The organism is Alloyangia pacifica (assembly GCF_003111685.1).
GTDB lineage: Bacteria > Pseudomonadota > Alphaproteobacteria > Rhodobacterales > Rhodobacteraceae > Salipiger > Salipiger pacificus_A.
In genome coordinates this window covers 217,609-241,745 of record NZ_CP022191.1, presented here as the reverse complement: position 1 = coordinate 241,745, position 24,137 = coordinate 217,609, and the positions used below count along the sequence as shown (strand labels likewise).

The following is a 24,137-nucleotide window of genomic DNA, read 5'->3' as shown; positions in this document are numbered from 1 at the left end:
GCCTCAGATGCCGGGCGCCTGCCACATCGAGGTGGTGGTGCCGTCAAGCACGAGCTGGCGCTGCGCGGCATAGGCCTTGGCCCATCGCTCGCCGGCCTCGTCGTAGAGCGGCCGCAGCGCCGTATCGGGGGTGAAGGTCCGTTCGATCCGCGTCCAGGCACCGCCCGCCTCGGCGAGCGAGGCGAAATGGCCAGCACCGGTCGCCGCCGCCGAGGCGCAGCCCTGTGCGGTGGCCTCGGTCACCTTCGGCGTGACCACCGTCAGCCCGGTGACATCGGCAAGGATCTGCGACCAATGGGCGGATTTCGCGGCGCCGCCGGCGAAGACCAGGCGCTCGGGCCGGTGGCCGGTGAGGGCAAAGACGGCCTCGAGGTTCCGCCGCGCGACGATGGCCGCGTTCTCCTGCAGCGCGCGGAAGATCGCGGCCGGACCCGAGGCGGCCGCGTCGAGCGAGAGGTTGAGCAGTGAAGGCGCGGCGTGGAACCAGTCGCCGTAGCGCATGACGTCGGAAAAAATCGGGATGATCCCATAGGCGCCGGGCGGCACGGCCATCGAGTCGGCCTCGAGCGCCGCGTAGCCTTTGCCGTTGCCGAAGGCATCGCGGAACCAGCGCATGACCGCGCCGGTGAAGAAGCTGATCGCCTCGGCCTGGTTGAGCCCGGCAACCATGTGCGGGTTGATGCGTAGAGTCATGCTCGGATCGGTGAGCGACAGGGGCACGTTCACCACCTGCTGCCAGAAGGTACCACCCAGCACCGCGCAGTCTCCCTCGTGCACGATGCCGAGTCCAAGCGCGCCGGTCTGGCAGTCGCCGCCGCCGGCGACGACCAGCGTGCCGGGGGCCAGACCGGTTTCGGCCGCGGCAGCGGCATGGACCTTGCCAATGACCTCGCCGGTGGTGACGCCGCGGGGAAAGAGATCGGTGGGCAGGCCAACGGTTTCCAGCGCCCCGGTCAGCGGCGCGCGGGTCCGCAGATCAAGCAGGCCCGTGGTGCCGCCGTTCGAGGGCTCGAGCGTCAGCTCGCCCGAGAGCCGGTAGAGGATCCAATCCGAGAGCATAGTGAGGCTGCGCGCGCGGTCGAGCGTTTCCGGCGCGTGGCGGCGCAGCCAGGCGAGACGGGGCAGGGCGCCAAGCGCGTAGGTCTGGCCGGAGCGTGCGTAAATCTCTGCCTCGAGCCCGGGGTGGGCCCGCTTAAGCTCGCGCACCTCGTCACCCGCGCGGGCATCAACGTTGGCGCAGGCCCAGATTTCGGCGCCGCTGGCGTCATGCAGCACGAAGGCTTCGCGCATGGCGGTGGCGCTGACCGCGCGGATCTCGGTGGGGTCGATCCCGCTTGCCGCGATCACCTCGCGGCAGCAGCGCGCCAGCGCGGCCCAGTTGCCGGCGGTGTCGAAATCCATCGAGCCGGGGAAGCGGGGGTCGGTGGCGTGCCACCATTCCTGTCCGGAGGCCGCGATCTCGGCGCCGGTGTCGTCGAAGAGCACGGCGCGGCCGCTGCCGGTGCCGGCATCGAAAGCAAGGAAATAGGGCATGCTCAGGCCTCCGCCGCGTCGAGAAGGGCGAGCGCGGTCGGCTCGTCGGTGACCAGGATGTCGAGGATTTCGCCGCGCAGGGCCGAGAGGATCGGACCGGTCTTGCTCGGCCCTCCCGCCGCGCCGATCACCCGGTCCGAGGCGCGCAGTTGTTCGAGGTCGACGCCGACCACCCGGTCGTGCAGCGGCACGCCGATGTCCTGCCCGCGACGGTCGTAGAAACGGCAGAGGATGTCGCCGCGCGCGCCGCCCCGGCGCAGCGGATCGATCTCGCCCGCCGGGATGTAGCCCTGCGTCACCACCGTCGCGCTCTCGCTCAGCCCGCCGATGCCAACCAGCTTGTAGTCCGCCTCGAGCGCCTGCGCCATGAGCGCGGCGATGGACGGCTCCTGCATGAGCGCGCGCGCCAGTTCGGGCGTCGAGACCACCAGCGGCGCCGGGATGATGTTGATGTTGCGATGCCAGTTCGCCTCGCGCATCCCCTCGACGTAGGTCTGCACGCCGCCAGTGAGCGAATAGAGGCCAATGCCGCGCTCCTGCGCTGTGTGGCCCAGCATGCGGATCGAATGGGTGATGGTCTCGCCCCACCCGACCGACAGCGTCTCGCCCGGGGCCAGCTTCTGCATCAGGTACTGGGCGGCGGCCTGCCCTACGCGCAGGTTCACGTCTGCGACCGAGCTTTCGGGAATCACCCGGCAGTCGCTCAGGTCGAACTGTTGCCGCATCCGGGTCTCGAGCTCGAGGCAACCCTGCTGGCGCGAGTTGATCCGCACTTGGATGAGTCCAGAGCTGCGCCCGGCGTCGAGCAGGCGCGAGACCTTTATGCGAGAGATGTTGAGGATGTCGCCGACTTCGCTCTGGGTCAGCCCATCGTTGTAATAGAGCCAGGCCACGCGCGCCATGAGGGCATCGTCGGTGGCGCTCTGAGGCTGTTCCATCATCGGGCGGGTCCTTTCCTGCGAGCTGCAAGCGAGATCATAATAGTTCTTCATCAAATAATTGATCAAGTCAACTGCCCAATTATGCGGCGATTGTGCCCTATAAATGCGCAGAATCAGATTGACACGACGTATGATGGCTGCACAAATGATGGCGAAGAGTGCAAATGAACATCAACTGGTGGTCGGCTCGCGCTCGGCATCGGTGAGGAGGCGTCATGGAAACTGTTCTCGCGGAATTGAAGTCCGTGTCGAAAAGCTACGCGGGCGTCCCCGTGCTGAAGGCGGTCGATTTCACGATCCGCTCCGGCGAGGTTCATGCCCTGCTGGGGGGCAACGGTGCGGGCAAGTCGACGCTGATGAAAATTCTCGCGGGGCTCGTGTCCGCATCGGGCGGCGAAGTCCGGCTCGGCGGCGCGCAGCTCTCGCCCGCGACTCCCGCGCAGGCGCAGGCAATGGGTCTCTACCTCGTTCCGCAGGAAGCGCATATCTTCCCCAACCAGTCGGTGCTCCAGAATATCTGCGTCGGCATGCCGAAGCCCGCCGGTGCCTACCGCGCGCGCGTCGAGGAGCTGATTGCCCAACTCGGCGTTTCGCTGTCGCCGGATGCCAAGGCCGCGACGCTGGAAATCGCCGACCGGCAGATCGTCGAGATCCTGCGCGGGCTGCTGCGCGAGGCCAAGGTGCTGATCCTCGACGAGCCGACCTCGGCGCTGACGCCGCACGAGGTAGAGACGCTGTTTGGCCACATGCGTGCGCTGCGCGCCGAAGGGCACGGGCTTGTCTTCATTTCCCACAAGCTGCACGAGCTGCGCGCGGTCTCCGACAGGATCACAGTGCTGCGTGACGGCTACGTTGTGCTGAGCGAGCGGATGAGCGCGAGCCCCGACGCCGATATACTTGCTGCCATGAGCCCGGGCGTCACCGCGCTCGATGTGCGCGAACGGCAGCGCGAGATCACCGGCGCGCCGGTACTGTCCCTCGAGGGGCTGAGCGGCGAGGGCTTCGTCGACATCTCGCTGTCGTTGCGCGCGGGAGAGATCCTCGGGCTGACTGGCGTCGTCGGTGCGGGGCGCACGGAACTGGCCGAGACGCTGGTTGGACTGCGCCCGCGCAGCGGCGGGCGGGTCACGCTCGAAGGCCGAGACTTCAAGGCCAGGGGGCCGGGGGCGGCGGTGAAGGCGGGGGTGGTGCACCTCTCCGAGGACCGGCAGCAATACGGGCTCTTCCTCGAGGCGCCGCTCTACTGGAACACCTCGTCGCTGGTGCACGACCGGCTGCCCTTCCTGCTGCGGCCCGGGCAGGAACGCCGCCGTTTCGCAGCGTACCGCAAGTCGCTGGGCATCCGCTGTGCCGGACCCGACCAGCCGGTCGGCAGCCTGTCGGGCGGCAATCAGCAAAAGGTCCTGCTGTCGAAATGCCTGGCCGCGGCGCCGCGGGTGCTGATCCTCGACGAGCCGACACGGGGCGTCGACGTGGGCGCGCGCAACGACATCTACCGCATCATCGAGGAGCTCGCCGAGACCGGCACCGCGGTGCTGCTGATCTCGTCCGACTTCGATGAGGTGCTGCGCCTTTCGGACCGGATCGCGGTGATGGCGGGGGGCCATTTCGCGGGAGAATTGCCCGCCGGGTCCAGCACCGACGACATCGCACAGCTTGCCTTCGAGGCCGGGGAGGCCGCCCATGCTTGAACGCATCGCCCGCGACCGTGTCGCGACGCTCTTCCTCGTCACGCTGGCCGTGCTGCTGGCGGTCGGCGCCGCGGCGCCGGGCTTCCTGTCGGCGCACACCGCGAGCATCATCTGGTCCAACGGTCTGGTGCTGATGCTTGTGGCGCTGGGGATCTTCCCGATCATCCTGACCCGCAACATCGACGTGTCTGGCGGTTCGGTGCTCGGGCTCTCGGCGGTGACCCTGGGTCTGACGCTCAACGCCGGCGTCGCGTTGCCGCTCGCCTGCGGCGCGGCGCTTGGTGTCGGGGTGATGGCCGGGGCGCTCAGCGGCGCGCTCGTGGCGCTGCTCGGCGTGCCCTCGATCGTGGCGACGCTCGGCACGCTCGGGCTTTTCCGCGGGGTGATGCTGATCGCCACCGGCGGGGAGTGGATCGAGGAGCTTCCCGAGGCGCTGAAGGCGCTCGGCGCCAAGTCGGTCGCGGGCCTGTCGGTCATGGGGCTGGTCGCCGCGGGTGTTATCGTGCTGCTCTGGCTGTTCCTGCGCTCGCGCCGCGGCGGCTGGGTCAAGGTCGTCGGCGACAACCGCGCCGCGGCGCGCCACCTCGGGCTGCCGGTGAAGCGCATCGAGTTCCTTTGCTTCGCCTGGGGCGGCGCGATGTACGCGCTGGCCGGGATCACTTTCGCCGCGCAGATCGGTTTTGTGCCGAACCAGGCGGGCAGCGGCATCGAGCTGCGCGCCATCGCCGCGCTGGTGCTCGGCGGGATCAGCCTGCTTGGCGGCGTGGGGACCGTGGCGGGCGTGGTCATCGGGGTGATCTTCTTCACCTCCATCGACACCTCGCTCGTGTTCCTCAAGATCCCCGCCTACTGGAACGACCTCATCGGCGGCGGCATGCTGCTGACCGTCTTGCTGATCGACGGCCGGCTGCGCATCGCGCTCGAGGCCCGTGACCGGGCCGCGCGCTACCGCCGCTCGAGCCACAAGATCGCCCCGCGCAGCGACCTGGAGGATGCCGCATGAAACGCCACTTGATGCGCTGGGAAGTGCTGCTCTTCGCGGTGCTGCTGGCCGAGCTCGCCATTTTCGGGATGATCAACCCGCGCTTCCTGCGGCCCGCGTCGCTGCTGTTCGGGACCTCGGACTTCGTGCAGGTGGGCATCGTCGCCGTGCCGCTGACCCTGGTGATCATCGCCGGAGGGATCGACGTGAGCTTCGCATCGACCGTGGGGCTTGCCGCGATCACGTTTGGCATCGCCAACTTCTTCGGGCTGCCGCTGCCGCTCTCGCTGCTGGTGGGTTTTGCCACCGGTGCAGCCGCAGGACTGCTGAACGCGGTGGTGATCCGGCTCACGCGGTTGCAGCCGCTGGTGGTGACGCTGGGCTCGCTCTACATGTTCTCGGGCGCGGCGACCGTGCTCTCGGGGCTGGTCGGCGCCAGTGGCTACGAAGGCATCGGCGGCTTTCCCGCCGGTTTCACCGCGCTTGGATACGCACAGGTGCTGGGCCTGCCGATGCCGCTCTTCGTGTTTCTCTGCTTTGCAGCGCTGCTGCTGGTCCTGCTGCACCTGACGCGGTTCGGACGGCTGGTGTTCCAGGTCGGTCAGAACGAGCACGCTGCGCGCCATTCGGGTATGCCTGTCTTCCGTGTGCAGCTGGTGACCTACGTGCTGACCGGCCTTGCCGCGGCGCTCGCGGGGCTCATGCTATCGGCCTATTTCGGCTCGGCCCGGGTCGATCTCGGCAGCGCAACGCTGCTGCCGGCGATCACTGCGGCCGTGCTCGGAGGCGCCTCGATCTACGGCGGTCAGGGCTCGGTGCTGGGCACGATCATCGCCACGTTCATCATCGGCTACCTGCAGCAGGGCCTGCAGATGAGCGGTGTGCCCAGTCAGATTTCCAGCGCGCTGTCCGGGGCGCTGCTGGTCCTCGTAGTCGCCCTGCGCCACGGCGCTGAGCTGCTTCGGGATTTCTTACCGGTCCGCTCGCGGCAGACGCACTGACCCCGGGCACTTGTTTCAATGGAGGAGGAAACACCATGCGTAAATCCCTGACGCTGCTTGGTACAGTTGCGGCTGGCCTGATGGCCGCCAACGTCGCGAGCGCCCAAGACATCGCCTTTATCCCGAAACTGGTCGGGGTGGGCTTCTTCACCTCGGGTGGGAACGGGGCGATGGCCATGGGCGACGAGCTTGGAGTCAACGTGACCTATGACGGCCCGACCGAGCCCAGCGTCTCGGGCCAGGTTCAGTTCGTGAACAACTTCGTCAACCAGGGCTACGGCGCGATCGTGCTCTCCTCGGTCTCGCCCGACGGCCTCTGCCCGGCGCTCAAGCAGGCGATGGCCCGCGACGTGCTGGTGATGACCTGGGACAGCGACGTGAACCCCGAGTGCCGCTCCTACTACATCAACCAGGGCACGCCGGACCAGCTTGGCGGGCTGCTCGTGGACATGGCGGATGACGGGCTCGCCGGCAAGGAAAAGGCCAAGGTCGCCTTCTTCTACTCTTCGCCGACCGTGACCGACCAGAATGCCTGGGCCGAGGCCGCCAAGGCCAAGATCGCCGCCGAGCACCCGGGCTGGGAGATCGTGACCACGCAATATGGCTACAACGACGCGCAGAAATCGTTGCAGACCGCCGAGAGCATCCTTGGCGCCTATCCCGACCTTGACGCGATCATCGCGCCCGACGCCAACGCGCTCCCGGCATCGGCTCAGGCAGCCGAGAATCTGGACCGCGCCGGCGAGGTGACCATCGTGGGCTTCTCGACACCGAACGTGATGCGCCCTTACGTGAAGCGCGGCACGGTCGAGCGGTTCGGCCTCTGGGACGTGACACAGCAAGGGGCGATCTCGGTCGCGGTGGCGGCGCATGTGCTGAAGGACGGCCCGCTCAACGTGGGTGACAGCATCGACGTGCCGGGCATCGGCCCGGTCGAGGTCTCGCCGAACGCGGTGCAGGGCTACGACTACGAGGCCGAGGGCAATGGCATCATCCTGCTGCCCGAACGCACCGTTTTTAACGCCGAGAACATCGACAACTACGACTTCTGAGGCCGCTTTTGCCACAGACCACCCGGGGGCGCTTGCGGCGCCCCCGGTCCATGACAGGGAGAACCGAGATGCAGAGCCGCTGGAACGACAAGGAAGCTGAGGCCTTCGCGGCCGGGGCCGAGGCCCGGGGAGAGCCCGCCGCGCTGGGGCTGCGGGTCTACAGCTCGCGGCTGATCGGGCAGGACCCGGACCTCGTTCTGCACGGCGGCGGCAACACCTCGGTGAAGATCCCGGCGGCGGAAGGCACGGTGATCCACGTCAAGGGCTCGGGCTGGGATCTCGGCGACATCGAGGCGCCGGGCCTGCCGGCCATGCATCTGGCGCCGCTGCTCGAGACGCGCGACGTGCCGCGCATGTCGGACGAGGACATGGTCGCGTTCCTGCGCAGCCACCTGCTCGATGCCTCCGCGCCCAACCCCTCGGTCGAGGCGCTGCTGCATGCCTACATGCCACATGCCTTCGTCGATCACACCCACGCAACGGCGATCCTCGTGCTGGCCGACCAGGCCGACATGGAGCCGGTGGTGCAGGAGATCTTCGGCGGGCGGGTCGGCTGGGTGCCCTACGTGATGCCGGGCTACAATCTCAGCCACGCCTGCAAGGACGCGCTGGCGCGCGATCCCTCGGTCGAGGGGCTCTGGCTGGCGCAGCACGGGCTCTTCACCTTCGCCGAGACGGCGCGCGAGAGCTACGAGCTGATGATCGAGTTCGTGACCAGGGCAGAGGACTACCTCGCGGCGCGTGGTATCACCGTTCCGGCCCCGGAAGACACCGACCGCACGGCACCCGAAGCGCTGGTTCGCGACCTTGCCGACGCGCTCGCCGCGCGCGACGCGCTTGGCGATGAGCCGGCCCTCGACTTCCGCTCGACCCCCGCGATCCGCGCCTATCTCGGGCGTGACGACCTGCCGGAGCTCGCGCGGCGCGGTACGGTGACCCCCGACCACGTGATCCGGCTGAAACCCTTCGGCATGTTGCTCCAGGCGGGCGCCACGCGCGAGGAGATCGACGCCGCGCTCGACGGGTTCGCCGCGGAATACCGCGCTTACTTTGAGCGCAATGCGCCCCACGCAGCCGAAGAAAAGGTCATGCTCGACCCCTTGCCGCGCGTCATCCTCGTGCCGGGCGCAGGCATCTTCGGGGTCGGCGCGAACATGAAGGCGGCACGCATCGCGGGGGATCTCTTCGAGCAGACCTGCCGTGTGGTGAACGCCGCCGAGGCCTACCGGCGCTTCACTCCCATTTCCGAGCGCGATCTCTTCGACATGGAGTACTGGTCGCTGGAACAGGTCAAGCTCAAGAAGCAGTGAGCGACGTGTTCCGCGGTCCGCGCCGACGCGCGGCCGCGGACGCTTTCGCAGCGGCGTCTGATCGCAATTGTCGAAGGTCTTGTCTTAGAGCCGGCTCCCTTCGATGCCGTGCGCCGGGACGTAGTTTTCCCAGCTCGTTCAACGCCGGCACGCGAGAGCGCGGTTTCGACATCTTGCGCTTCGACACCGCACCGCGATGGCAGACCGCCGAGGCGAACGGCGATGAGCCGGAGATCACCTGGGCGGGCGAGGATCACGTCACCCGCTTCCCGCTGGACTGGCTCAAAGCCTACAAGTCTCCGCGCCGCTGCCCCGACCCGGCAGACCTGAGCGCACGGCATGGTACGGCGACCACGACTCCGACGTGCCGCGATTCAGCCAGCCTGTGCTTCTGGCCGACCCCACTCCGAGCGCCAAATGGATCGAGGCGCTTTTGGTCGAAGGCCTCGTGATCCTCACCGACATGCCGGACAGCGACGCGGGCCTTACCGAGGCTGCCGGGGGTGATTGGTCAGCTCCGCCCGATTTTCTTTGGCGACCACTTTGACGCGAAGACCCACATCAACCCGACCCACACGGCCTATACCGCGCCGGGGCACGAGTTGCATGCCGACACGCCTGCCGAGGAGCTCGCGCCGGGCGTGCAGTTCCTGCTCTGCCGGGCCAACAGCGTCGAGGGCGATAGAGTCTCTCCGCGAATGGCGTGGCCGTTGCCAAGGATTCCCGGCTCCGCGATCCGGAGGGGATCAAGGTGCTCTCGGAGGTGCCCGCCCCGATCGACACCACCCCCGCGCGCTTTTACGGCCGTACTGCCAATGATCTGGATTTCGGCGCCATCGGCAGCGCCGGGGAGGAGGGTGAACGGCTGTCGGACTCTCTGGGCGAAAAGGAGGTGTCGGTCATGGGCGACCATGGAGGCACCATCGTCGGGCAGACCGTCGTGCAGGCTGTCGAGAACCTCTATTTCTTCGACAAGGCAATGCAGACGCTGATCCTCGCGCGCTCGACCGGAGCGGCACTTGCGGTGCTTTCGGATGCGGTGGCGCAGAACACCGCGGACGGCTGGCTGGCCTACCGCGGCATGGCTGACCGGCACTTTGAGTTCCTGAAGTCGCAGGTGACCCTGCCATAAGCGCGGGAGGTCTCGATCACGCGCCTGCGCCGCGCTATGCAGCGGGGGCCGTTTTTCAACCGCGCGAGGCCCGCCATCAAACGTTTCCCCTCGATCCAGGCGCTGCGCGCCATCGAAAGCGTCGCGCGCAATGGCGCGCTCTGGCGAGCCGCCGCCGAGCTTAACGTCACCCGCAGCGCAGTCAGCCATCAGCTGCGCCTGCTGGAAACCGACCTCGGCTTCAAGATCCTCGAGCGCCACGGCAACCGGACCGAGATCACCCCGCAGGCTCGCGCCTATGCCGAAGACGTGCGCCGCGCGCTCAGCATGATCGCCAGCTCGACGGCGCGCGTCTCGCAGCAGGGGCTGACCGGGCGGCTGACGGTGAGCGCCCCCCCGGGCTTCGCGTCGTCCTGGCTGTGCCTGCATGTCGGTGATTTCCTGGCGGAGAACCCCGAGGTGGTGCTGAACGTGATCAGCACTCACAATCTTGCCGACACCAACAACCCCGAGGTCGATACCTTCATCACCTTCGGGCAGGAGCCGCGCGCGCACCTCGTGATCGAGCCGTTGATGGCGGTCGACTTCACGCCGCTCTGCAGCCCCGCCTACCTGAGCCAGTTCAAGAACTTCAACGACCTCGGGATTCTCAAGGCCGCGACGTTGATACACATGAAAGATTTCACCGACTGGGAGAACTGGATGCAGCTCTCCGGCCTGCCGACAGAGAACGCCCATCGCGGCATCTGCTACTCGGACATGAACATCGTGCACACGGCGGTTCTGGCCGGACAGGGGATCGCGATCGGTGACACGGTCCTGTGGCGAAATGAGTTGCGAGACGGCAAGCTGATGCGTCCCTTCGCGGCGTCCCTGCATGCCGACACCGGTTATTTTCTTTGTACCCCGGAGGAAAAGTTCGAAACCGAGATCGTGGCTGAGTTTCGTAACTGGCTGAAAAGACGAATTGAATTGAGCAGGTTTCGCCAACGCCGCGACGGGTGACAAATTCTATTTGTCGCGCAGGTCAACAAGTTTCATTTGCGGTCCATGTGCTCGTCTCCCTACCCTTGTCCCATAACGGGCAAGAATGAAGAGCGAGGCGATTGTGGTGAACACAACGCAGATCGAAGCACGTTCGGTCGGAAAAAGAATAAGGGAAGTTCCACGCCTTAGGCGCCACATCCTAAACGTGGTTGCGACAATTCCGCTGTGCCATCAACCTCCCGCTGGCCATCGCCTTCTGCATCGGCATCTGGATGCTGCGCGCGCGCGCCTCGGGGCGGATGACCGGTTTCGTGCTGCGGCCCATGGTGGCGCCACCCGTGGTTTCGTCGCTGACGCTCTACTTCTTCCTCAAGAAGCTGTCGGAGTGGAACACCCTGATCGCCTACGACAGCCTCGGTGGCGTGATCCTCGCCCATATGGGGATGATCGTGCCTTGTGCCGTGGTCGTGGCCATGATGTCGCTGAGCGAGCTCGACCGGCGCATGGACCTGGCCGGGCAATCCATGGACGCGAGTCTGCCGACCCGCGTCTTCGGGGTGATCCTTCCCAACATCCGCTTCGGCTTCTTGGACGCGTTCTTCCCGTGCTTCCTGCTCAGCTGGGACGAGATCGGCGTGACGCTCTTCGTCATCTCGGTCGAGTCCATCACCCTGACACGCCGCATGTGGATGGGCCTGCGTGACAATGTCGACCCCTCGATCGCCACGCTCTCGGTGCTGCTGATCCTGTCTCCCGCGCCTCGGCGGCGCGGGAAACCCCGCAAAACCCCAGACCAACGCAACGACAGAACAAGAGGGTCCGACATGCATTTTGGACTGACCGAAGAACAGGAGATGATCGTCTCCACCGTCCGGAGCTTCGTCGAGAACGAGATCTACCCGCATGAGGCCGTGGTCGAACGCAGCGGCGAGGTGCCCGCAGAGGTGGCGCAGGAGATCAAGCAGAAGTGCCTCGATCTCGGCTTTTATGCCTCCAACTTCCCCGAGAGCGTTGGCGGGCCGGGCCTGTCGCACCTGGAGTTCGCGCTGGTTGAGCGCGAACTGGGCCGCGGCTCGATGGCGCTGACCCACTTCTTCGGCCGCCCGCAAAACATCCTGATGGCCTGTGAGGGCGAGCAGGTGGAGCGCTACCTGATGCCCGCCGTGCGCGGCGAGCGCATGGACGCGCTGGCGATGACCGAGCCCGACGCCGGCTCGGACGTGCGCGGTATGAAATGCACCGCCACCCGTGACGGCGGCGACTGGGTGATCAACGGCTCCAAGCACTTCATCTCCGGCGCCGACCACGCGGATTTCTTCATCGTCTTCGTTGCCACCGGCGTCGACGAGACCCCGCGCGGCCCCAAGAAGCGCATCACCTGCTTCCTTGTCGATCGCGACACCCCCGGGTTCGAGGTGGCGAAGGGCTACAACTCGGTCTCGCACCGCGGCTACAAGAACTGCATCCTCTACTTCGACAACTGCCGCCTGCCCGACGCGCAGGTGCTGGGTGAGGTCGATGGCGGCTTCGAGGTGATGAACGAATGGCTCTACGCCACGCGCATCACTGTGGCGACCATGTCGGTGGGCCGCGCCCGCCGGGTGTTCGACCACGCCGTGCAATACGCCGCCGAGCGCAAGCAGTTCGGCCAGCCGATCGGCAAGTTCCAGGGCGTCAGCTTCCAGATCGCCGACATGATCACCGAGATCGATGCCGCAGACATGCTGACGCTCTCCTCCGCATGGCGCCTCGACCAGGGCCTGCCCGCCAACCGCGAGATCGCCTCGGCCAAGGTCTATGCCTCGGAAATGCTGGCCCGCGTCACCGACGCCGCGCTGCAGATCCACGGCGGCATGGGGCTGATGGACGAACTGCCGATCGAACGCTTCTGGCGTGACGCCCGCGTTGAGCGCATCTGGGACGGCACGTCCGAGATCCAGCGTCACATCATCAGCCGGGAAATTTTCCGGCCGCTGGGAGCCTGACTCATGGAGCCGCTCAGCCGCTTCCTTTCGCCAAAGGCCATCGCCGTCATCGGCGGTGGTACCTGGTGCGAGAGCGTGGTGCGCCAGTGCCGCGAGACCGGCTTCTCGGGGCCGATCTGGCCGGTGCACCCCAAGAAATCCGAGGTCGGCGGGCTGCCGGCCTACCCGGACCTCTCGTCGCTGCCAGGCGTTCCGGATGCCGCCTTCATCGGGGTCAACCGCGAGCTTTCGGTACAGATCGCCGGAGAGCTCTCGGCCATGGGCTGCGGCGGCGCGGTCTGCTTTGCCGCCGGCTTCAGCGAGGCGGTCTCGGAATTGGCCGACGGAGATGACCTGCAGGAGCAGTTGGTCGCCGCCGCGGGCAATATGCGGATCCTGGGACCGAACTGCTATGGCATGGTCAACGCGCTCGACGGCGTGGCGCTCTGGCCCGACCGGCACGGCATGTCGCCGGTGGAGAGCGGCGTCGCCGTCATTGGCCAGTCGTCCAACGTGCTGATCAACCTCACAATGCAGCGCCGCGGGCTGCCGCTGGCCGCGGTCGTGGCGGCGGGCAATCAGGCGCAGACCTCCATGGCCGATCTCGGCATCGCGCTGCTGGAAGACCCACGCATCACCGCGCTTGGGCTGCACATTGAGGGGATCAGCGATCTGCCCGCCTTCGAGGGGCTGGCCCGCCGCGCGCAGGAGCTGGGCAAGCCCATCGTCGCGCTGAAGGTCGGAGCGTCGCAGCAGGCGCAGGAGGCGGCAATCTCGCACACCGCCTCGCTCACCGGCAGCGATGCCGGGGCGCGGGCGCTGCTGCGCCGGCTCGGCATGGCGCAGGTCGCCACGCCGTCGGAGCTGGTCGAGACGCTGAAGCTGCTGCATGTCACCGGCGGGCTGTCCTCTGCGCGGATCGCCTCGGCGTCCTGCTCGGGCGGCGAGGCCTCGCTGATGGCCGACATGGGCGAGGCAGTGGGCGTCGACTTCCCCACGCTGGACGATACCCAGAAATCCGCTCTGCGGGCCGCGCTCGGCCCGAAGGTCGCGCTGGCAAACCCCTTGGACTACAACACATATATCTGGGGCGACGAGGCGGCGCTGGAAGCCACTTTCACCGGCCTTTGCGACGCCGACCTGGCGCTCGGCTGCGTGGTGATCGACTACCCGCGCGACGACCGCTTTGCCGCGCCAGACTACGACCAGGTGCTGCGCGCGGTGGCCCGAACGAGACACACCACCGGCACGCCGATGGCCTTGGTTTCGCTGCTCGCCGAGGGGTTGCCCGAGCCGGTCGCTGCACGGGCGCTGGAGCTCGGCATCACCCCGCTCTGCGGCATGGGCGAGGCACTGCGCGCGATTGGCGCCGCGGCACAGGTCGGCATCCGGTCCGCGGGCGACAACCGACCAACCGAGCCGGTGCTGATACCGCTTAACGGCCATGGTGCCACCCGCATCTATCCCGAGGCGGAGGCCAAGGCGCTGCTCGCGGCAGCAGGCATCCGGGTGCCGAAGTCCGACCGCGCCGACTGTGCCGAGACCGCCGGAGCCTGCGCCTCTGCCATCGGCTTCCCGGTGGTGCTGAAGGGCGAGGGCATCGTCCATAAGACCGAGGCCGGGGCGGTGGTGCTGAACCTCGACTGCCGCGCGGCGGTGATGGAGGCGGCGACGGGCATGCCCGCGCAGAGCTTTCTCGTCGAAGAGATGATCACCGGCACCGTGGCCGAGCTGCTGATCGGCGTGACCCGCGACCCGGCGCATGGCTTCGTGCTGACGCTGGGGCTTGGCGGTATCCTCACCGAACTCATTCGCGACACCGCCTCGCTGCTGGTCCCCGTCAGCCGCGAGGAGGTGCATCGCGCGCTCAGGGGCCTGCGCAGCGGCGCTCTGCTCACCGGCTACCGTGGACGTCCGGCGGCGGACATGGAGGCGGTGCTCGACACGATCATGGCAGTGCAGGAGCTGGTCCGCACCCACGCGGACAGCCTGCATGAAATCGAAATCAACCCGCTGATCTGCCGTGCCTCCGACGTGGTGGCGGCGGATGCACTCATCAGGATGGGAGAGAAACAATGACCTCTTCGAACGTGCTCACCGAGCGCCGTGGCGCGGTGCTCGAGGTGACGTTGAACCGGCCCAAGGCCAACGCGATCGACATGGCCACCAGCCGCGAGCTGGGGGAAATCTTCACCAACTTCCGGGACGACCCCGAGCTGCGCGTGGCGATCCTCACCGGCGCGGGCGAGAAGTTCTTCTGCCCGGGCTGGGACCTCAAGGCCGCAGCCAGCGGCGAGGATGCCGACGGCGACTATGGCAAGGGCGGCTTCGGCGGTCTGCAGGAGCTGCGCGGCCTGAACAAGCCGGTGATCGCTGCGGTCAACGGCATCGCTTGCGGTGGTGGGTTGGAGCTGGCGATCAGCGCCGACATCATCTTCGCCGCCGACCACGCCTCCTTTGCCCTCCCGGAGATCAAATCCGGCACCGTGGCCGATGCGGCGACCCTCAAGCTACCCAAGCGCATCCCCTATCACATCGCCATGGAGCTGCTCTACACCGGCCGCTGGTTCGACGTGGAGGAGGCGCATCGCTGGGGCCTGGTCAACCGCGTCGTGCCGGGGGCCGAACTGATGGCCGAGGCGCGCAAGATGGCGGACGAACTGGCCGCCGGTCCGCCGCTGGTCTTCGCCGCGATCAAGGAGATCGCCCGCGAGGCCGAGGACATGAAGTTCCAGGACGCGATGAACCGCATCACCCGCAGCCAGTTCGAAACCGTCGAGCGGCTCTACCGCTCCGAGGACCAAAAGGAAGGTGCCCGCGCCTTCGCCGAGAAACGCGACCCGGTCTGGAAAGGCCGGTAACGAGACGACAGGAGACACCATGCCTCTTCAGATGAACCGCAAACCCTTCATCACCGCTGCGATCACTGGCGCGGGCGCAACGCAGGACAAGAGCCACCTCGTACCGCGCTCGCCCAAGGAAATCGCCGATGCCGCCATCGACGCCGCCAGGGCCGGGGCCGCGATCGTGCACTGCCACGTGCGCGACCCCGAGACCGGCGCGCCCTGCCGCGATCTGGACTACTACCGAGAAGTGACCGACCGCATCCGCGCGTCCGAGGTGGACGTGGTGCTGAACCTCACTGCGGGCATTGGCGGCGATCTGACCTTCGGCGATCCCGAGACGCCGATGCAGCTCGATACGCCGAACACAGACATGGCGGGCGCGACCGAGCGTATGGCCCACATCCGCGCCTGCCTGCCGGAGATCTGCACGCTCGACTGCGGGTCGATGAACTTCGGCGACGGCAATTATGTGATGACCAACACCACGGGCATGCTGCGCGCCATGGGCCAGCAGATGACCGAGCTCGACGTAAAACCCGAGATCGAGGCTTTCGACACCGGCCATCTATGGTTCGCCAAGCAGCTGGTGAAGGAAGGCGTGCTGGAAAACCCGGCGCTGGTGCAGCTCTGCATGGGCGTCCCGTGGGGTGCGCCGAACGACCTCAATACCTTCATGGCGATGGTCAACAACGTGCCCGAGAGCTGGAATTGGTCGGCCTTCAGCCTTGGCCGCGATCAGATGCCCTATGTGGCGGCGGCGGCACTGGCAGGCGGCAACGTCCGGGTCGGGCTGGAGGACAACATCTACCTCGAGCGTGGCGTGCTGGCGACCAACGCGCAGCTTGTCGAGAAGGCAGCCAACCTGCTGAGCAACATGGGCGCCTCGCTGATCGGGCCGGAAGAGGTGCGCGCGCAGCTTGGCCTCGTGAAGCGCGCCGCCCCCGCGGCTCCGGCATGAGCCGCGCCGCGATCATCGGCGGGGGCGTCATCGGCGGTGGCTGGGCCGCGCGCTTCCTGCTCAACGGCTGGGACGTCGCCGTCTTTGACCCAGATCCCGAAGCCGCGCGCAAGATCGGTGAGGTGCTGGACAATGCCCGCGCCGCGCTGCCCGCGCTCTATGCCCGCCCGTTGCCGCCCGAGGGCAGCCTCACCTTTGCCACCTCGATCTCCGAAGCGGTGGCGGGCGCGGACTGGGTGCAGGAGAGCGTCTCGGAGCGGCTCGAGCTGAAGCACAGGGTGTATGATGAAATCACCGCGGCGCTGCGCGAGGGTGATTTCATCGCGTCCTCGACCTCGGGCTTCAAGGCCAGCGACCTCGCCTCCGGCGGCGCGCCGGTGGTGGTGGTGCATCCGTTCAACCCGGTCTACCTGCTGCCTCTGGCGGAAATTTCGGGCGATCCGACACTTTGCGACAAGGCCGCCGAGGTGGTTACCTCGATCGGCATGCACCCGCTGGTACTGCGCAAGGAGATCGACGCCTTCATCGGCAACCGCTTCCAGGAGGCGGTCTGGCGCGAGGCACTGTGGATGCTGAAGGACGGCATCGCCACCACCGCCGAGATCGATGACGCGATCCGCATGAGCTTCGGCCTCCGCTGGGCGCAGATGGGGCTCTTCGAGACCTATCGCATCGCAGGCGGCGAGGCGGGAATGCAGAGCTACATCGCGCAGTTCAGCCCGACCCTCGACTGGCCATGGACAAAGCTGACCGATGTGCCCGAGCTGGATGCGGCGCTTGTCGAAACCATCAGCAGCCAGTCCGACGCCCAGTCCGGCCATCTTGGCATCCGGGAGCTGGAGCGGCTGCGCGACGACAATCTTGTCGCCATCCTGCGCGGCCTCCGCCGCACCGGCAGTGGCGCGGGTGGGGTGCTTCTGCGGCACGAGAAATTGCTGGACAGGGGCGGCGAGCAAGACGGTCTGCCGATCACCCTGCGCCAGTCGGTGCCGGTCACCTGGACGGACTACAACGGTCACATGAACGAGGCTGCCTATCTCGAGCTGGGCACCTGGGCCACCGACGGGCTGATGAAACTCGTGGGCGCGGATGACGCCTATGTCGCCTCGGGCAAGAGTTTCTTCACTGTCGACACCCGCATCCGCTATCTGAGTGAGGTGCATCGCGGGGACCTCCTGACGGTGACCACACAGGTGCTGGAGGGCGCGGGCAAGAAGATGAAACTCTTCCACCGGGTGATAAAACCCGATGGGACCCTTGCGGCCACGCTCGAAACCTTGCTTGTTCACACCGACCTCACCACGCGCCGCGCATGCCCGCCGGAGCCGCAGGTGGCGCAGGCGCTCGAAACCCTGGCCGCGGCCCACGCCGGGCGCCCCGCCGAGGGCGCCGGTGGCGCCGTCGGCCAACGCAACTGAAGACCGGAGACACCGATGACCATGTCCCCTGAAGAGAAACAGACCCGCGAAGAGCTCGCCGCCTGCTACCGGCTCGCGGCGCTGCATAAATTCACCGACCTCATTTACACGCATATCACCGCCCGCGTGCCGGGCGAAGACGGGCATTTCCTGATCAACCCCTATGGCTGGCGCTGGGAAGAGATCACGGCCTCCTCGCTGGTGAAGATCGATGTCGACGGCAACAAGGTCGACGGCAGCCCGCAGCGGGTGAACCCGGCGGGCTTCACCATCCATTCGGCGGTGCACATGACCCGGCATGACGCGGCCTGGATCATGCACACCCATACCCGCGCGGGCGTGGCGGTCTCCTGCATGGAAGAAGGGCTGCTGCCGCTCAATCAGATTTCGCTGCAGTTCCACAATCGCATCGGCTACCACGACTTCGAAGGCATCGCGCTGGATCTGGAAGAGCGCGAGCGCATCGTCGAGGACCTCGGCGATCACCCGGTGCTGATGCTGCGCAACCACGGGCTCATCGCCACTGGCCGAAGCGCCGCCGAGATGTTCAACAACATGTTCTACCTCGAGCGCGCCTGCGAGATTCAGATCGCCGCCACCTCCAGCGGCCAGCCGCTGCGCATGGTGGACGACGAGATCGCCGCCCGGGTGCACCAGCAGTACGTGCAGATGAACGAGGAAGATGGCGATCTCGAACTCGAATGGCAGGCGCATCTGCGCTCGATCGAAGGCGTCGGCCCCGACTTCCGCGGCTGAGCGAGCGACGGGCCTCTTACGCAAGCGCCTCGGGAATGGACTCTCGGCGAGGCGCGCTAGATCCGCCGAAAAGGTGGGCGTGGCCTGCCAGCGGGCCAAGACAGAAGGAAGGCAATCCAATGAAACAGGTGACAAACAAAGCGCCGGGCGGTCTCGAGAATCTCGTCACGAGCGACACCGCGGAGCCTTCGGCTCCGGCGGCCGGTGAAATTACCGTGCGCCTGCGCGCCAGTTCGCTGAACTACCACGACTACCGGGTCTGCGCCGTCGAGGGCGCGCTGCCTGACGGTCGGATCCCGATGGCCGATGGCGCGGGCGAGATAGAGGCGGTCGGCGCAGGTGTCGAGGGCTTCGCAGCCGGCGATGCTGTGGTGTCCTGCTTCTTCCCCGACTGGCAGACCGGCGACGATCGCCCTAGCGATTTCTCGACCACGCCGGGTGACGGGCGCGACGGCTACGCCCGTGAGCGGGTCACGCTGCCCGCCTCCTGGTTCACCCCTGCGCCCGCGGGCTGGAGCCACGAGGAGGCATCGACGATCACCACCGCCGGGCTGACCGCCTGGCGCGCGCTGGTGGTCGATGCGGGGATCAAGGCAGGCGATACGGTCGCGGTGCTGGGAACCGGCGGCGTGTCGATCTACGCGCTTCAGCTTGCCAAGGCGATGGGTGCAACGGTGATTGCGACCTCGTCGTCCGACGCCAAGCTCGAGCGCCTGCGCGCGCTCGGGGCGGACCACGTGATCAACTACCGCACCACGCCCGAATGGGGCGAGGAGATGCGCCGCCTCACCGGCGGGCGCGGCGTTGACATCGTGGTCGAGGTTGGCGGTCCGGCGACGCTGGCACAATCCATCGTTGCGGGGCGCCCGGGGGCACATATCGCACTGATCGGCGTGCTCACCGGGCGCTCCGGCGAAATTCCCACGGCATTGTTGATGGCGCGCCAGCAGCGGCTTCAGGGACTGATCGTCGGCTCGCGCCAGCACCAGCTCGACTTCGTCAAGGCGCTCGAGGCGCTGAACCTCCGCCCAGTGATCGACCGCAGTTTCGCGCTGGCCGATCTCGCCGAGGCCTTCCGCTACCAGGAAAGCGGCGCGCATTTCGGCAAGATCTGTGTGACCATGTGATCTCGCGCCGGTCGCGGCATGGGCGCGACCGGCGGCCGCGCGCGGGCGCCGATCCGGCGGATGGCAGAGCCGGCGGCATGGCGTCTATTGTACATTTGTGCAATAAGAGTCCCGATCAATGAAAGGGAAGCAGCCCCATGCCCGCGCAGTCACCAATCCTCGGTGTATACCTCAGTGCAACGGCGGACCTGGATGCGCTTTACGGCGCAGCGCTGCGGCAGTGTGCGTCGGATGTGTTGCTGCGCCGCCCCGACCAGATCGACCGACCCGAGGATGTGCGCTTCGCGATTTGCTGGGAGCCGGGAGAGGGGGCTTTCGCGCCTTATCCGAACCTTGGGCTCGCCATGTCGGTCGCGGCGGGCGTCGACGCTTTGCTGGCGCATCCCGGACTGCCCGACGCTGCCGTCGTTGCGCGGGTGCGTGATCCGCATCAGGCCGAACTGATGGCGGGCTATGCGGTGCATGAGGTGTTGCATTACGAGCGCGGCTTCGCCGAGATGGCGCGCAATGCCGCCAAAGCCCGGTGGCTTCCGCTTCGGATGAGGGCCCCGGGTTCGGTGCAGGTTGCGGTGCTGGGACACGGGACTATGGGCCGGGCGGTGGTGACCGGGCTGCGGGCCTTGGGATTTTCGGTACGCGTGGCCTGTCGCGGCGAACCGGCAGAGCGGCTGCCGGGTGTGAGCTATCTTTCCGGGCCGGGCGCCGTGGCGCGTGCGGCCGAGGGTGCACAGTACCTCGTCAATGTCCTGCCGCTGACTGCCGAGACCGAGAACGTGTTGGATGCGGCGCTCTTCGCGCAGCTCGCTCCGGCGGCGAGTCTGGTGCAAATCGGTCGTGGCGAGCACCTTGTGGAGGCCGATCTCGAGGCGGCACTGGACAGCGGCCAACTGGCGGCGGCGACGCTGGATGTCTTCCGCGCAGAGCCGCTGCCGCCTGAGCACCGCTTCTGGCAAGATGCGCGGCTGCGGATCACCCCTCATGTGGCCAGCGACTCTCTGCCCGAGGTGGTGGCCGAGCAGGTGGTCGAGACGGCGCGGGCGCTGCGCGACGGGCGCCCGATGATCTGTGCGGTGGACCGGGCGCGCGGCTACTGACCTTCTCGGGGCGGGCTCAGCGCCCGCTCGGCACCCGCCCCTCCATCCAGCGCAGCAGCAGGGTCAGAGTGCCGCTCAGGCACAGGTAGATCGCGATCAACAGCAGCAGCGGCTCGTAGGTGAGGTAGGTGTCCTGCCGCACGCGGGTGATCACTGCATAGAGGTCGGTGACGGTGATTGTCGCGACCAGTGGCGTCGCCTTGAGTTGCAGGATAATCTCGCCCGCCAGCGTGGGCAGCGCGCGGTGCATGGCGCGGGGCAACCAGACCCGGCGGAACACTTTTGGCGGCGACATGCCAAAGGCCCGGGCAGCCTCGAGTTCGCCCCGCGGCACCCCGGCGAAGGCGCCGCGCATCACCTCGCCCTCGTAGGCGGCGAAGGAGAGGGCCAGCGTCAGGAAACCGTAGGGCCAGGCCTGCCGCAGGTAGGGCCAGAGCCAAGAGCCGCGAATCTCGGGGAATTGCGCGAAGAGTGCGCCGAGGCCGTAGTAGATCAGCCAGAGTTGCAGCAGCAGCGGCGTTCCGCGGATCACCGTGCAGAAGCCGGCCGCCAGCCAGCGCAGGGGCGCCGGGCCGGCGACCTGCACCGCGCCGAGCGGCAGCGCGAGCGCGAGGCCGGCGGCGATGCTCGAGCCCAGCAGCGTCAGGGTCACCAGCAGTCCGTGGCCGATCTTCGGCAGGTAGGCGGGCAGCCAGGTCCAGTCCATCTGGGTGAGGATCGCCGCGAGCGCAGCCAGCGCCAGCGCCGCCAGGGCCAGGCGGTGCGGCATCAGCAGCGGCGCGAGTCGGGCGCGCAGGGGCAGCGCAGGGGCGGGGCGGATCGGAGAGGCGATGTTGATATCGGGCATGGGGCGCTCCTCAGGCGGCGGCCGGCAAGCCGCGGCGGGCGCGCCGTTCGAGCCAGCGCAGGCCGAGGTTCGAGATCAGGGTGAGCGCGAGGTAGAGCAGCCCCGCGGCGGCGAAGAACAGGAAATACTCCCGCGTCGCGGCGGCGGCCTGCTTGGTCACCAGCGTCAGCTCGGAGAAGCCGATCACGGCAAGCAGCGCGGTGTCCTTGGTGGCGATCATCCACAGGTTCGCCATGCCGGGCAGCGCATGCGGCGTCATGGCAGGCAGGGTCACCCGGCGCAGCACCTTGAGCGGTGACATACCGAAGGCCTGCGCGGCCTCGATCTGCCCGGGCGGCACGGCGCGGATGGCGCCGCGGATCACCTCGGTGGCGTAGCCGCCCTGCACCAAGCCGATCACCAGGATACCGGCGCTGAGGCCGTCGATGTCGATACCCTCGCGGCCCAGGGTGGCCATCAGCTTGTTCAGCAGGTCGGTGCCCACGTAGTAAAAGAGCAGCATCAAGACCAGCTCTGGCACCGCGCGGATGAGCAGCGTGTAGAGTTCGGCGATATCGCGCAGCACGCGCCCGCCGTAGAGCTTGGCGGTGGCACCGAGCAGGCCGATGACGATGCCGAGCAGATAGCCGCCTGCCGCCAGTTCGACCGAGCGCAGGAACCCGGCAAGGAGCGCGCCGCCCCATCCCGGTGACGTGAGGGCGAGCAGGCTGAAATCGAAAGCATCGAACATCGTGCGGCGGTGTCCTTGATTATTGCAGTGCCCGGGCCGCGACGGTCGTGTCGCGGCCCGGGAAGGCGGCTTAGCTGCCGTAGATGTCGAGACCTTCGAAGTAGGGCTCCGAGATCTTGTCGTAGGTGCCGTTCTCGCGGATCGCCGCAATGCCAGAGTTCACCCGTTCGAGCAGCTCGCTGTCCTCCTTGCGCAGTCCGACGCCGACCCCTTTACCGAGGATCGCCGGGTCGCTGTTGACCGCGCCGCGGTACTCACAGCAGGCCGCGCCGGCTTTGGTGTCGAGGAAGGGCATCATCGCCAGCATGTCGCCGATCACCGCGTCGATCCGGCCCGCGGCGAGATCCTGAAGCTCTTCGTCCACCGTGGGGTAGCTGCGGATGTCGGCGGCGGTCTCGGAGAAATGCGTGCGGGCGTAGGTCTCGTGGATGGTGCCCACCGAGACGCCGAGATAGGCACCCTTGACGCCCTCGGGGGTGGGCTCGACCTTGCTGTCCCTGAGGGCGATCACGCCGGTCGGCGTGTCATAGTACTTGTCCGAAAAGGCGATCTGTTTGGCGCGTTCCTCGGTGATGCTCATCGAGGCGACGATCATGTCGATCTTGCCGGTGTTGAGCGCCGGGATGATGCCGTCCCAGGCCACCGGGGTGATCTCGCAGTCGGCCTCGATCTCGGCGCAGAGCGCGTCGGCAAAATCGATCTCCCAGCCGCTCCAGCTGCCGTCCGAGGCAGGGCTGTAGAAGGGCGCATAGGGCTCGGCGGCGATGCCGACCTTGTAAGGCTCTGCGAGGGCCGGGGCGGCGAGCGTGGCGGCGGCAGTGGCGGCAAGCGCGAGTGTTCTGAACATGGTCTCTCCTCTGTTGGTCTTGTCGTGCACCCGCGCGGTCAGGCGATCGAGCGGATGAATTGCTGTAGGTGCGGCGAGCGTGGGTCGCCGAAGATCTGTTCTGGCGAGCCCTCCTCCTCGATCCTGCCGTCCTTCAGGTAGACGACGTGGCTCGCCACATCGCGGGCGAAGCCCATCTCGTGGGTGACGAGGATCATCGTGCGCTTTTCGGCGGCGAGGTCGCGGATCACATTCAACACCTCGCCGACCAGTTCGGGGTCGAGCGCCGAGGTCGGCTCGTCGAAGAGCATCGCCAGCGGCTCCACTGCCAACACGCGGGCGATGGCGCAGCGCTGCTGCTGGCCACCGGACATGTGGGCGGGGTAGGCGCCTTCCTTGTCCGCCAGCCCGACGCGGACGAGGACCTGACGGGCGCGGGCGACGGCTTCCTCCTTGGGGATGCCGAGCACCTGCATTGGAACCTCGATCACATTGCCGAGCACTGTGCGATGCGGCCAGAGGTTGAAGTTCTGGAACACCATGCCGAGCTGGGCGCGGATGCGCTGCAACTGCGCGCGGTCCGAGGGCTCGAGCCCGCCGTCGCGGGTGGGGCGCATGGCATAGGGCTCGCCATGGATGGCGATCCGGCCGGCGCTGGGGGTCTCGAGCATGTTGATGCAGCGCAGCATGGTGGACTTTCCCGAACCCGAACCGCCGATCACCGCCACGACGTCGCCGGGGCGGGCGGTGAGCGAGATGCCATTGAGCACCTCGAGACGTCCGAAGTGCTTGTGCAGGTCGCGGATCTCTACCGCCGGCGTGGCGTCGTTCATGGCTGTCCCTCTGCCGAATCCGGACGATCCCGGGTGGCTGCATCCCTTGCAATTTCTTCGCTGTTGTACGACTGTAAAACAAATCTCGACGAGGAAGTCAAAGTGACCATACGGAATGCGCGTGACAGGA

General features: G+C 67.3%; 21 protein-coding genes. 15 read left to right on the top strand and 6 right to left on the bottom strand.

What is annotated here, in order from left to right; genetic code table 11:
• Positions 1–3: 3 nt before the first annotated feature.
• Together lsrK and CEW88_RS20275 are read right to left on the bottom strand one after the other, a co-directional pair.
• Positions 4–1,533, bottom strand: a complete 1,530-nt coding sequence (gene lsrK / locus CEW88_RS20280; RefSeq protein WP_108970180.1) for an autoinducer-2 kinase — start codon at positions 1,531–1,533, stop codon at positions 4–6.
• A 2-nt stretch (positions 1,534–1,535) separates the two neighbouring features.
• Positions 1,536–2,474, bottom strand: a complete 939-nt coding sequence (locus tag CEW88_RS20275) for a sugar-binding transcriptional regulator (RefSeq protein ID WP_108970179.1) — start codon at positions 2,472–2,474, stop codon at positions 1,536–1,538.
• 215 nt (positions 2,475–2,689) lie between these two features.
• Between CEW88_RS20275 and lsrA the strand changes: the two genes are divergently transcribed.
• The 15 genes from lsrA (at position 2,690) to CEW88_RS20200 (ending at position 20,771) form a co-directional block, all read left to right on the top strand.
• Positions 2,690–4,165 (top strand): autoinducer 2 ABC transporter ATP-binding protein LsrA, encoded by a 1,476-nt coding sequence (gene lsrA, locus CEW88_RS20270; protein WP_108970178.1) that lies wholly within the window; start codon positions 2,690–2,692, stop codon positions 4,163–4,165.
• Entirely contained in the window at positions 4,158–5,168 is a 1,011-nt protein-coding gene (locus CEW88_RS20265) for an ABC transporter permease subunit (RefSeq protein ID WP_108970177.1), read from the top strand. Before lsrA ends, CEW88_RS20265 begins: the two co-directional genes overlap by 8 nt.
• Positions 5,165–6,148: an ABC transporter permease subunit gene (locus tag CEW88_RS20260; RefSeq protein WP_108970176.1), complete on the top strand. Its 984-nt coding sequence runs from the start codon at positions 5,165–5,167 to the stop codon at positions 6,146–6,148. Before CEW88_RS20265 ends, CEW88_RS20260 begins: the two co-directional genes overlap by 4 nt.
• Positions 6,149–6,183: 35 nt before the next feature.
• The gene (gene lsrB, locus CEW88_RS20255) at positions 6,184–7,200 is read left to right on the top strand and encodes an autoinducer 2 ABC transporter substrate-binding protein LsrB (protein WP_108970175.1); all 1,017 of its coding nucleotides are present in this window, start codon (positions 6,184–6,186) and stop codon (positions 7,198–7,200) included.
• Between the two features lie 68 nt (positions 7,201–7,268).
• Positions 7,269–8,510: a class II aldolase/adducin family protein gene (locus CEW88_RS20250; protein ID WP_108970174.1), complete on the top strand. Its 1,242-nt coding sequence runs from the start codon at positions 7,269–7,271 to the stop codon at positions 8,508–8,510.
• Between the two features lie 703 nt (positions 8,511–9,213).
• The gene (locus CEW88_RS24775) at positions 9,214–9,642 is read left to right on the top strand and encodes a class II aldolase/adducin family protein (RefSeq protein ID WP_254694573.1); all 429 of its coding nucleotides are present in this window, start codon (positions 9,214–9,216) and stop codon (positions 9,640–9,642) included.
• A gap of 36 nt (positions 9,643–9,678) precedes the next feature.
• Entirely contained in the window at positions 9,679–10,626 is a 948-nt protein-coding gene (locus CEW88_RS20240) for a LysR substrate-binding domain-containing protein (RefSeq protein ID WP_108970173.1), read from the top strand.
• 806 nt (positions 10,627–11,432) lie between these two features.
• Positions 11,433–12,593, top strand: a complete 1,161-nt coding sequence (locus CEW88_RS20235; RefSeq protein ID WP_108970410.1) for an acyl-CoA dehydrogenase family protein — start codon at positions 11,433–11,435, stop codon at positions 12,591–12,593.
• 3 nt (positions 12,594–12,596) lie between these two features.
• Positions 12,597–14,651, top strand: a complete 2,055-nt coding sequence (locus tag CEW88_RS20230; protein WP_108970172.1) for an acetate--CoA ligase family protein — start codon at positions 12,597–12,599, stop codon at positions 14,649–14,651.
• Positions 14,648–15,433 (top strand): carnitinyl-CoA dehydratase, encoded by a 786-nt coding sequence (locus tag CEW88_RS20225; RefSeq protein WP_108970171.1) that lies wholly within the window; start codon positions 14,648–14,650, stop codon positions 15,431–15,433. Before CEW88_RS20230 ends, CEW88_RS20225 begins: the two co-directional genes overlap by 4 nt.
• Before the next feature lie 19 nt (positions 15,434–15,452).
• Entirely contained in the window at positions 15,453–16,376 is a 924-nt protein-coding gene (locus CEW88_RS20220; protein ID WP_108970170.1) for a 3-keto-5-aminohexanoate cleavage protein, read from the top strand.
• Positions 16,373–17,794: a carnitine 3-dehydrogenase gene (locus CEW88_RS20215; protein ID WP_108970169.1), complete on the top strand. Its 1,422-nt coding sequence runs from the start codon at positions 16,373–16,375 to the stop codon at positions 17,792–17,794. Before CEW88_RS20220 ends, CEW88_RS20215 begins: the two co-directional genes overlap by 4 nt.
• Positions 17,795–17,815: 21 nt before the next feature.
• A complete protein-coding gene (locus tag CEW88_RS20210) occupies positions 17,816–18,550 on the top strand; it encodes a class II aldolase/adducin family protein (RefSeq protein ID WP_108970409.1) in 735 nt (244 codons plus the stop codon).
• 119 nt (positions 18,551–18,669) lie between these two features.
• Positions 18,670–19,677, top strand: coding sequence for a zinc-dependent alcohol dehydrogenase family protein (locus CEW88_RS20205; RefSeq protein WP_108970168.1), 1,008 nt, complete (start codon positions 18,670–18,672; stop codon positions 19,675–19,677).
• Positions 19,678–19,814: 137 nt separating this feature from the next.
• Positions 19,815–20,771 (top strand): NAD(P)-dependent oxidoreductase, encoded by a 957-nt coding sequence (locus CEW88_RS20200; protein WP_108970167.1) that lies wholly within the window; start codon positions 19,815–19,817, stop codon positions 20,769–20,771.
• A gap of 16 nt (positions 20,772–20,787) precedes the next feature.
• Here the strand turns inward: CEW88_RS20200 and CEW88_RS20195 are convergent, their stop codons facing one another.
• From CEW88_RS20195 to CEW88_RS20180, 4 genes are all read right to left on the bottom strand, one after another.
• Positions 20,788–21,540, bottom strand: coding sequence for an ABC transporter permease (locus tag CEW88_RS20195; RefSeq protein WP_254694577.1), 753 nt, complete (start codon positions 21,538–21,540; stop codon positions 20,788–20,790).
• 88 nt (positions 21,541–21,628) lie between these two features.
• A complete protein-coding gene (locus CEW88_RS20190) occupies positions 21,629–22,348 on the bottom strand; it encodes an ABC transporter permease (RefSeq protein ID WP_108970165.1) in 720 nt (239 codons plus the stop codon).
• Between the two features lie 70 nt (positions 22,349–22,418).
• Entirely contained in the window at positions 22,419–23,195 is a 777-nt protein-coding gene (locus tag CEW88_RS20185) for a transporter substrate-binding domain-containing protein (RefSeq protein ID WP_108970164.1), read from the bottom strand.
• A 38-nt stretch (positions 23,196–23,233) separates the two neighbouring features.
• On the bottom strand, positions 23,234–24,007 hold the full coding sequence (locus tag CEW88_RS20180) for an ABC transporter ATP-binding protein (protein WP_108970163.1): 774 nt from the start codon (positions 24,005–24,007) through the stop codon (positions 23,234–23,236).
• Positions 24,008–24,137 lie beyond the last annotated feature (130 nt).

Coding starts and splice junctions, on each gene's coding strand:
- CEW88_RS20240 (WP_108970173.1), top strand. CDS start 9,679: ATGCAGCGGGGGCCGTTTTTCAACCGCGCGAGGCCCGCCATCAAACGT.
- CEW88_RS20265 (WP_108970177.1), top strand. CDS start 4,158: ATGCTTGAACGCATCGCCCGCGACCGTGTCGCGACGCTCTTCCTCGTC.
- lsrK (WP_108970180.1), bottom strand. CDS start 1,533: ATGCCCTATTTCCTTGCTTTCGATGCCGGCACCGGCAGCGGCCGCGCC.
- CEW88_RS20180 (WP_108970163.1), bottom strand. CDS start 24,007: ATGAACGACGCCACGCCGGCGGTAGAGATCCGCGACCTGCACAAGCAC.
- CEW88_RS20210 (WP_108970409.1), top strand. CDS start 17,816: ATGTCCCCTGAAGAGAAACAGACCCGCGAAGAGCTCGCCGCCTGCTAC.
- CEW88_RS20220 (WP_108970170.1), top strand. CDS start 15,453: ATGCCTCTTCAGATGAACCGCAAACCCTTCATCACCGCTGCGATCACT.
- CEW88_RS20225 (WP_108970171.1), top strand. CDS start 14,648: ATGACCTCTTCGAACGTGCTCACCGAGCGCCGTGGCGCGGTGCTCGAG.
- CEW88_RS20200 (WP_108970167.1), top strand. CDS start 19,815: ATGCCCGCGCAGTCACCAATCCTCGGTGTATACCTCAGTGCAACGGCG.
- CEW88_RS20205 (WP_108970168.1), top strand. CDS start 18,670: ATGAAACAGGTGACAAACAAAGCGCCGGGCGGTCTCGAGAATCTCGTC.
- CEW88_RS20195 (WP_254694577.1), bottom strand. CDS start 21,540: ATGCCGCACCGCCTGGCCCTGGCGGCGCTGGCGCTGGCTGCGCTCGCG.
- CEW88_RS20275 (WP_108970179.1), bottom strand. CDS start 2,474: ATGATGGAACAGCCTCAGAGCGCCACCGACGATGCCCTCATGGCGCGC.
- lsrA (WP_108970178.1), top strand. CDS start 2,690: ATGGAAACTGTTCTCGCGGAATTGAAGTCCGTGTCGAAAAGCTACGCG.
- CEW88_RS20235 (WP_108970410.1), top strand. CDS start 11,433: ATGCATTTTGGACTGACCGAAGAACAGGAGATGATCGTCTCCACCGTC.
- CEW88_RS20190 (WP_108970165.1), bottom strand. CDS start 22,348: ATGTTCGATGCTTTCGATTTCAGCCTGCTCGCCCTCACGTCACCGGGA.
- CEW88_RS20230 (WP_108970172.1), top strand. CDS start 12,597: ATGGAGCCGCTCAGCCGCTTCCTTTCGCCAAAGGCCATCGCCGTCATC.
- lsrB (WP_108970175.1), top strand. CDS start 6,184: ATGCGTAAATCCCTGACGCTGCTTGGTACAGTTGCGGCTGGCCTGATG.
- CEW88_RS20215 (WP_108970169.1), top strand. CDS start 16,373: ATGAGCCGCGCCGCGATCATCGGCGGGGGCGTCATCGGCGGTGGCTGG.
- CEW88_RS20260 (WP_108970176.1), top strand. CDS start 5,165: ATGAAACGCCACTTGATGCGCTGGGAAGTGCTGCTCTTCGCGGTGCTG.
- CEW88_RS20185 (WP_108970164.1), bottom strand. CDS start 23,195: ATGTTCAGAACACTCGCGCTTGCCGCCACTGCCGCCGCCACGCTCGCC.
- CEW88_RS20250 (WP_108970174.1), top strand. CDS start 7,269: ATGCAGAGCCGCTGGAACGACAAGGAAGCTGAGGCCTTCGCGGCCGGG.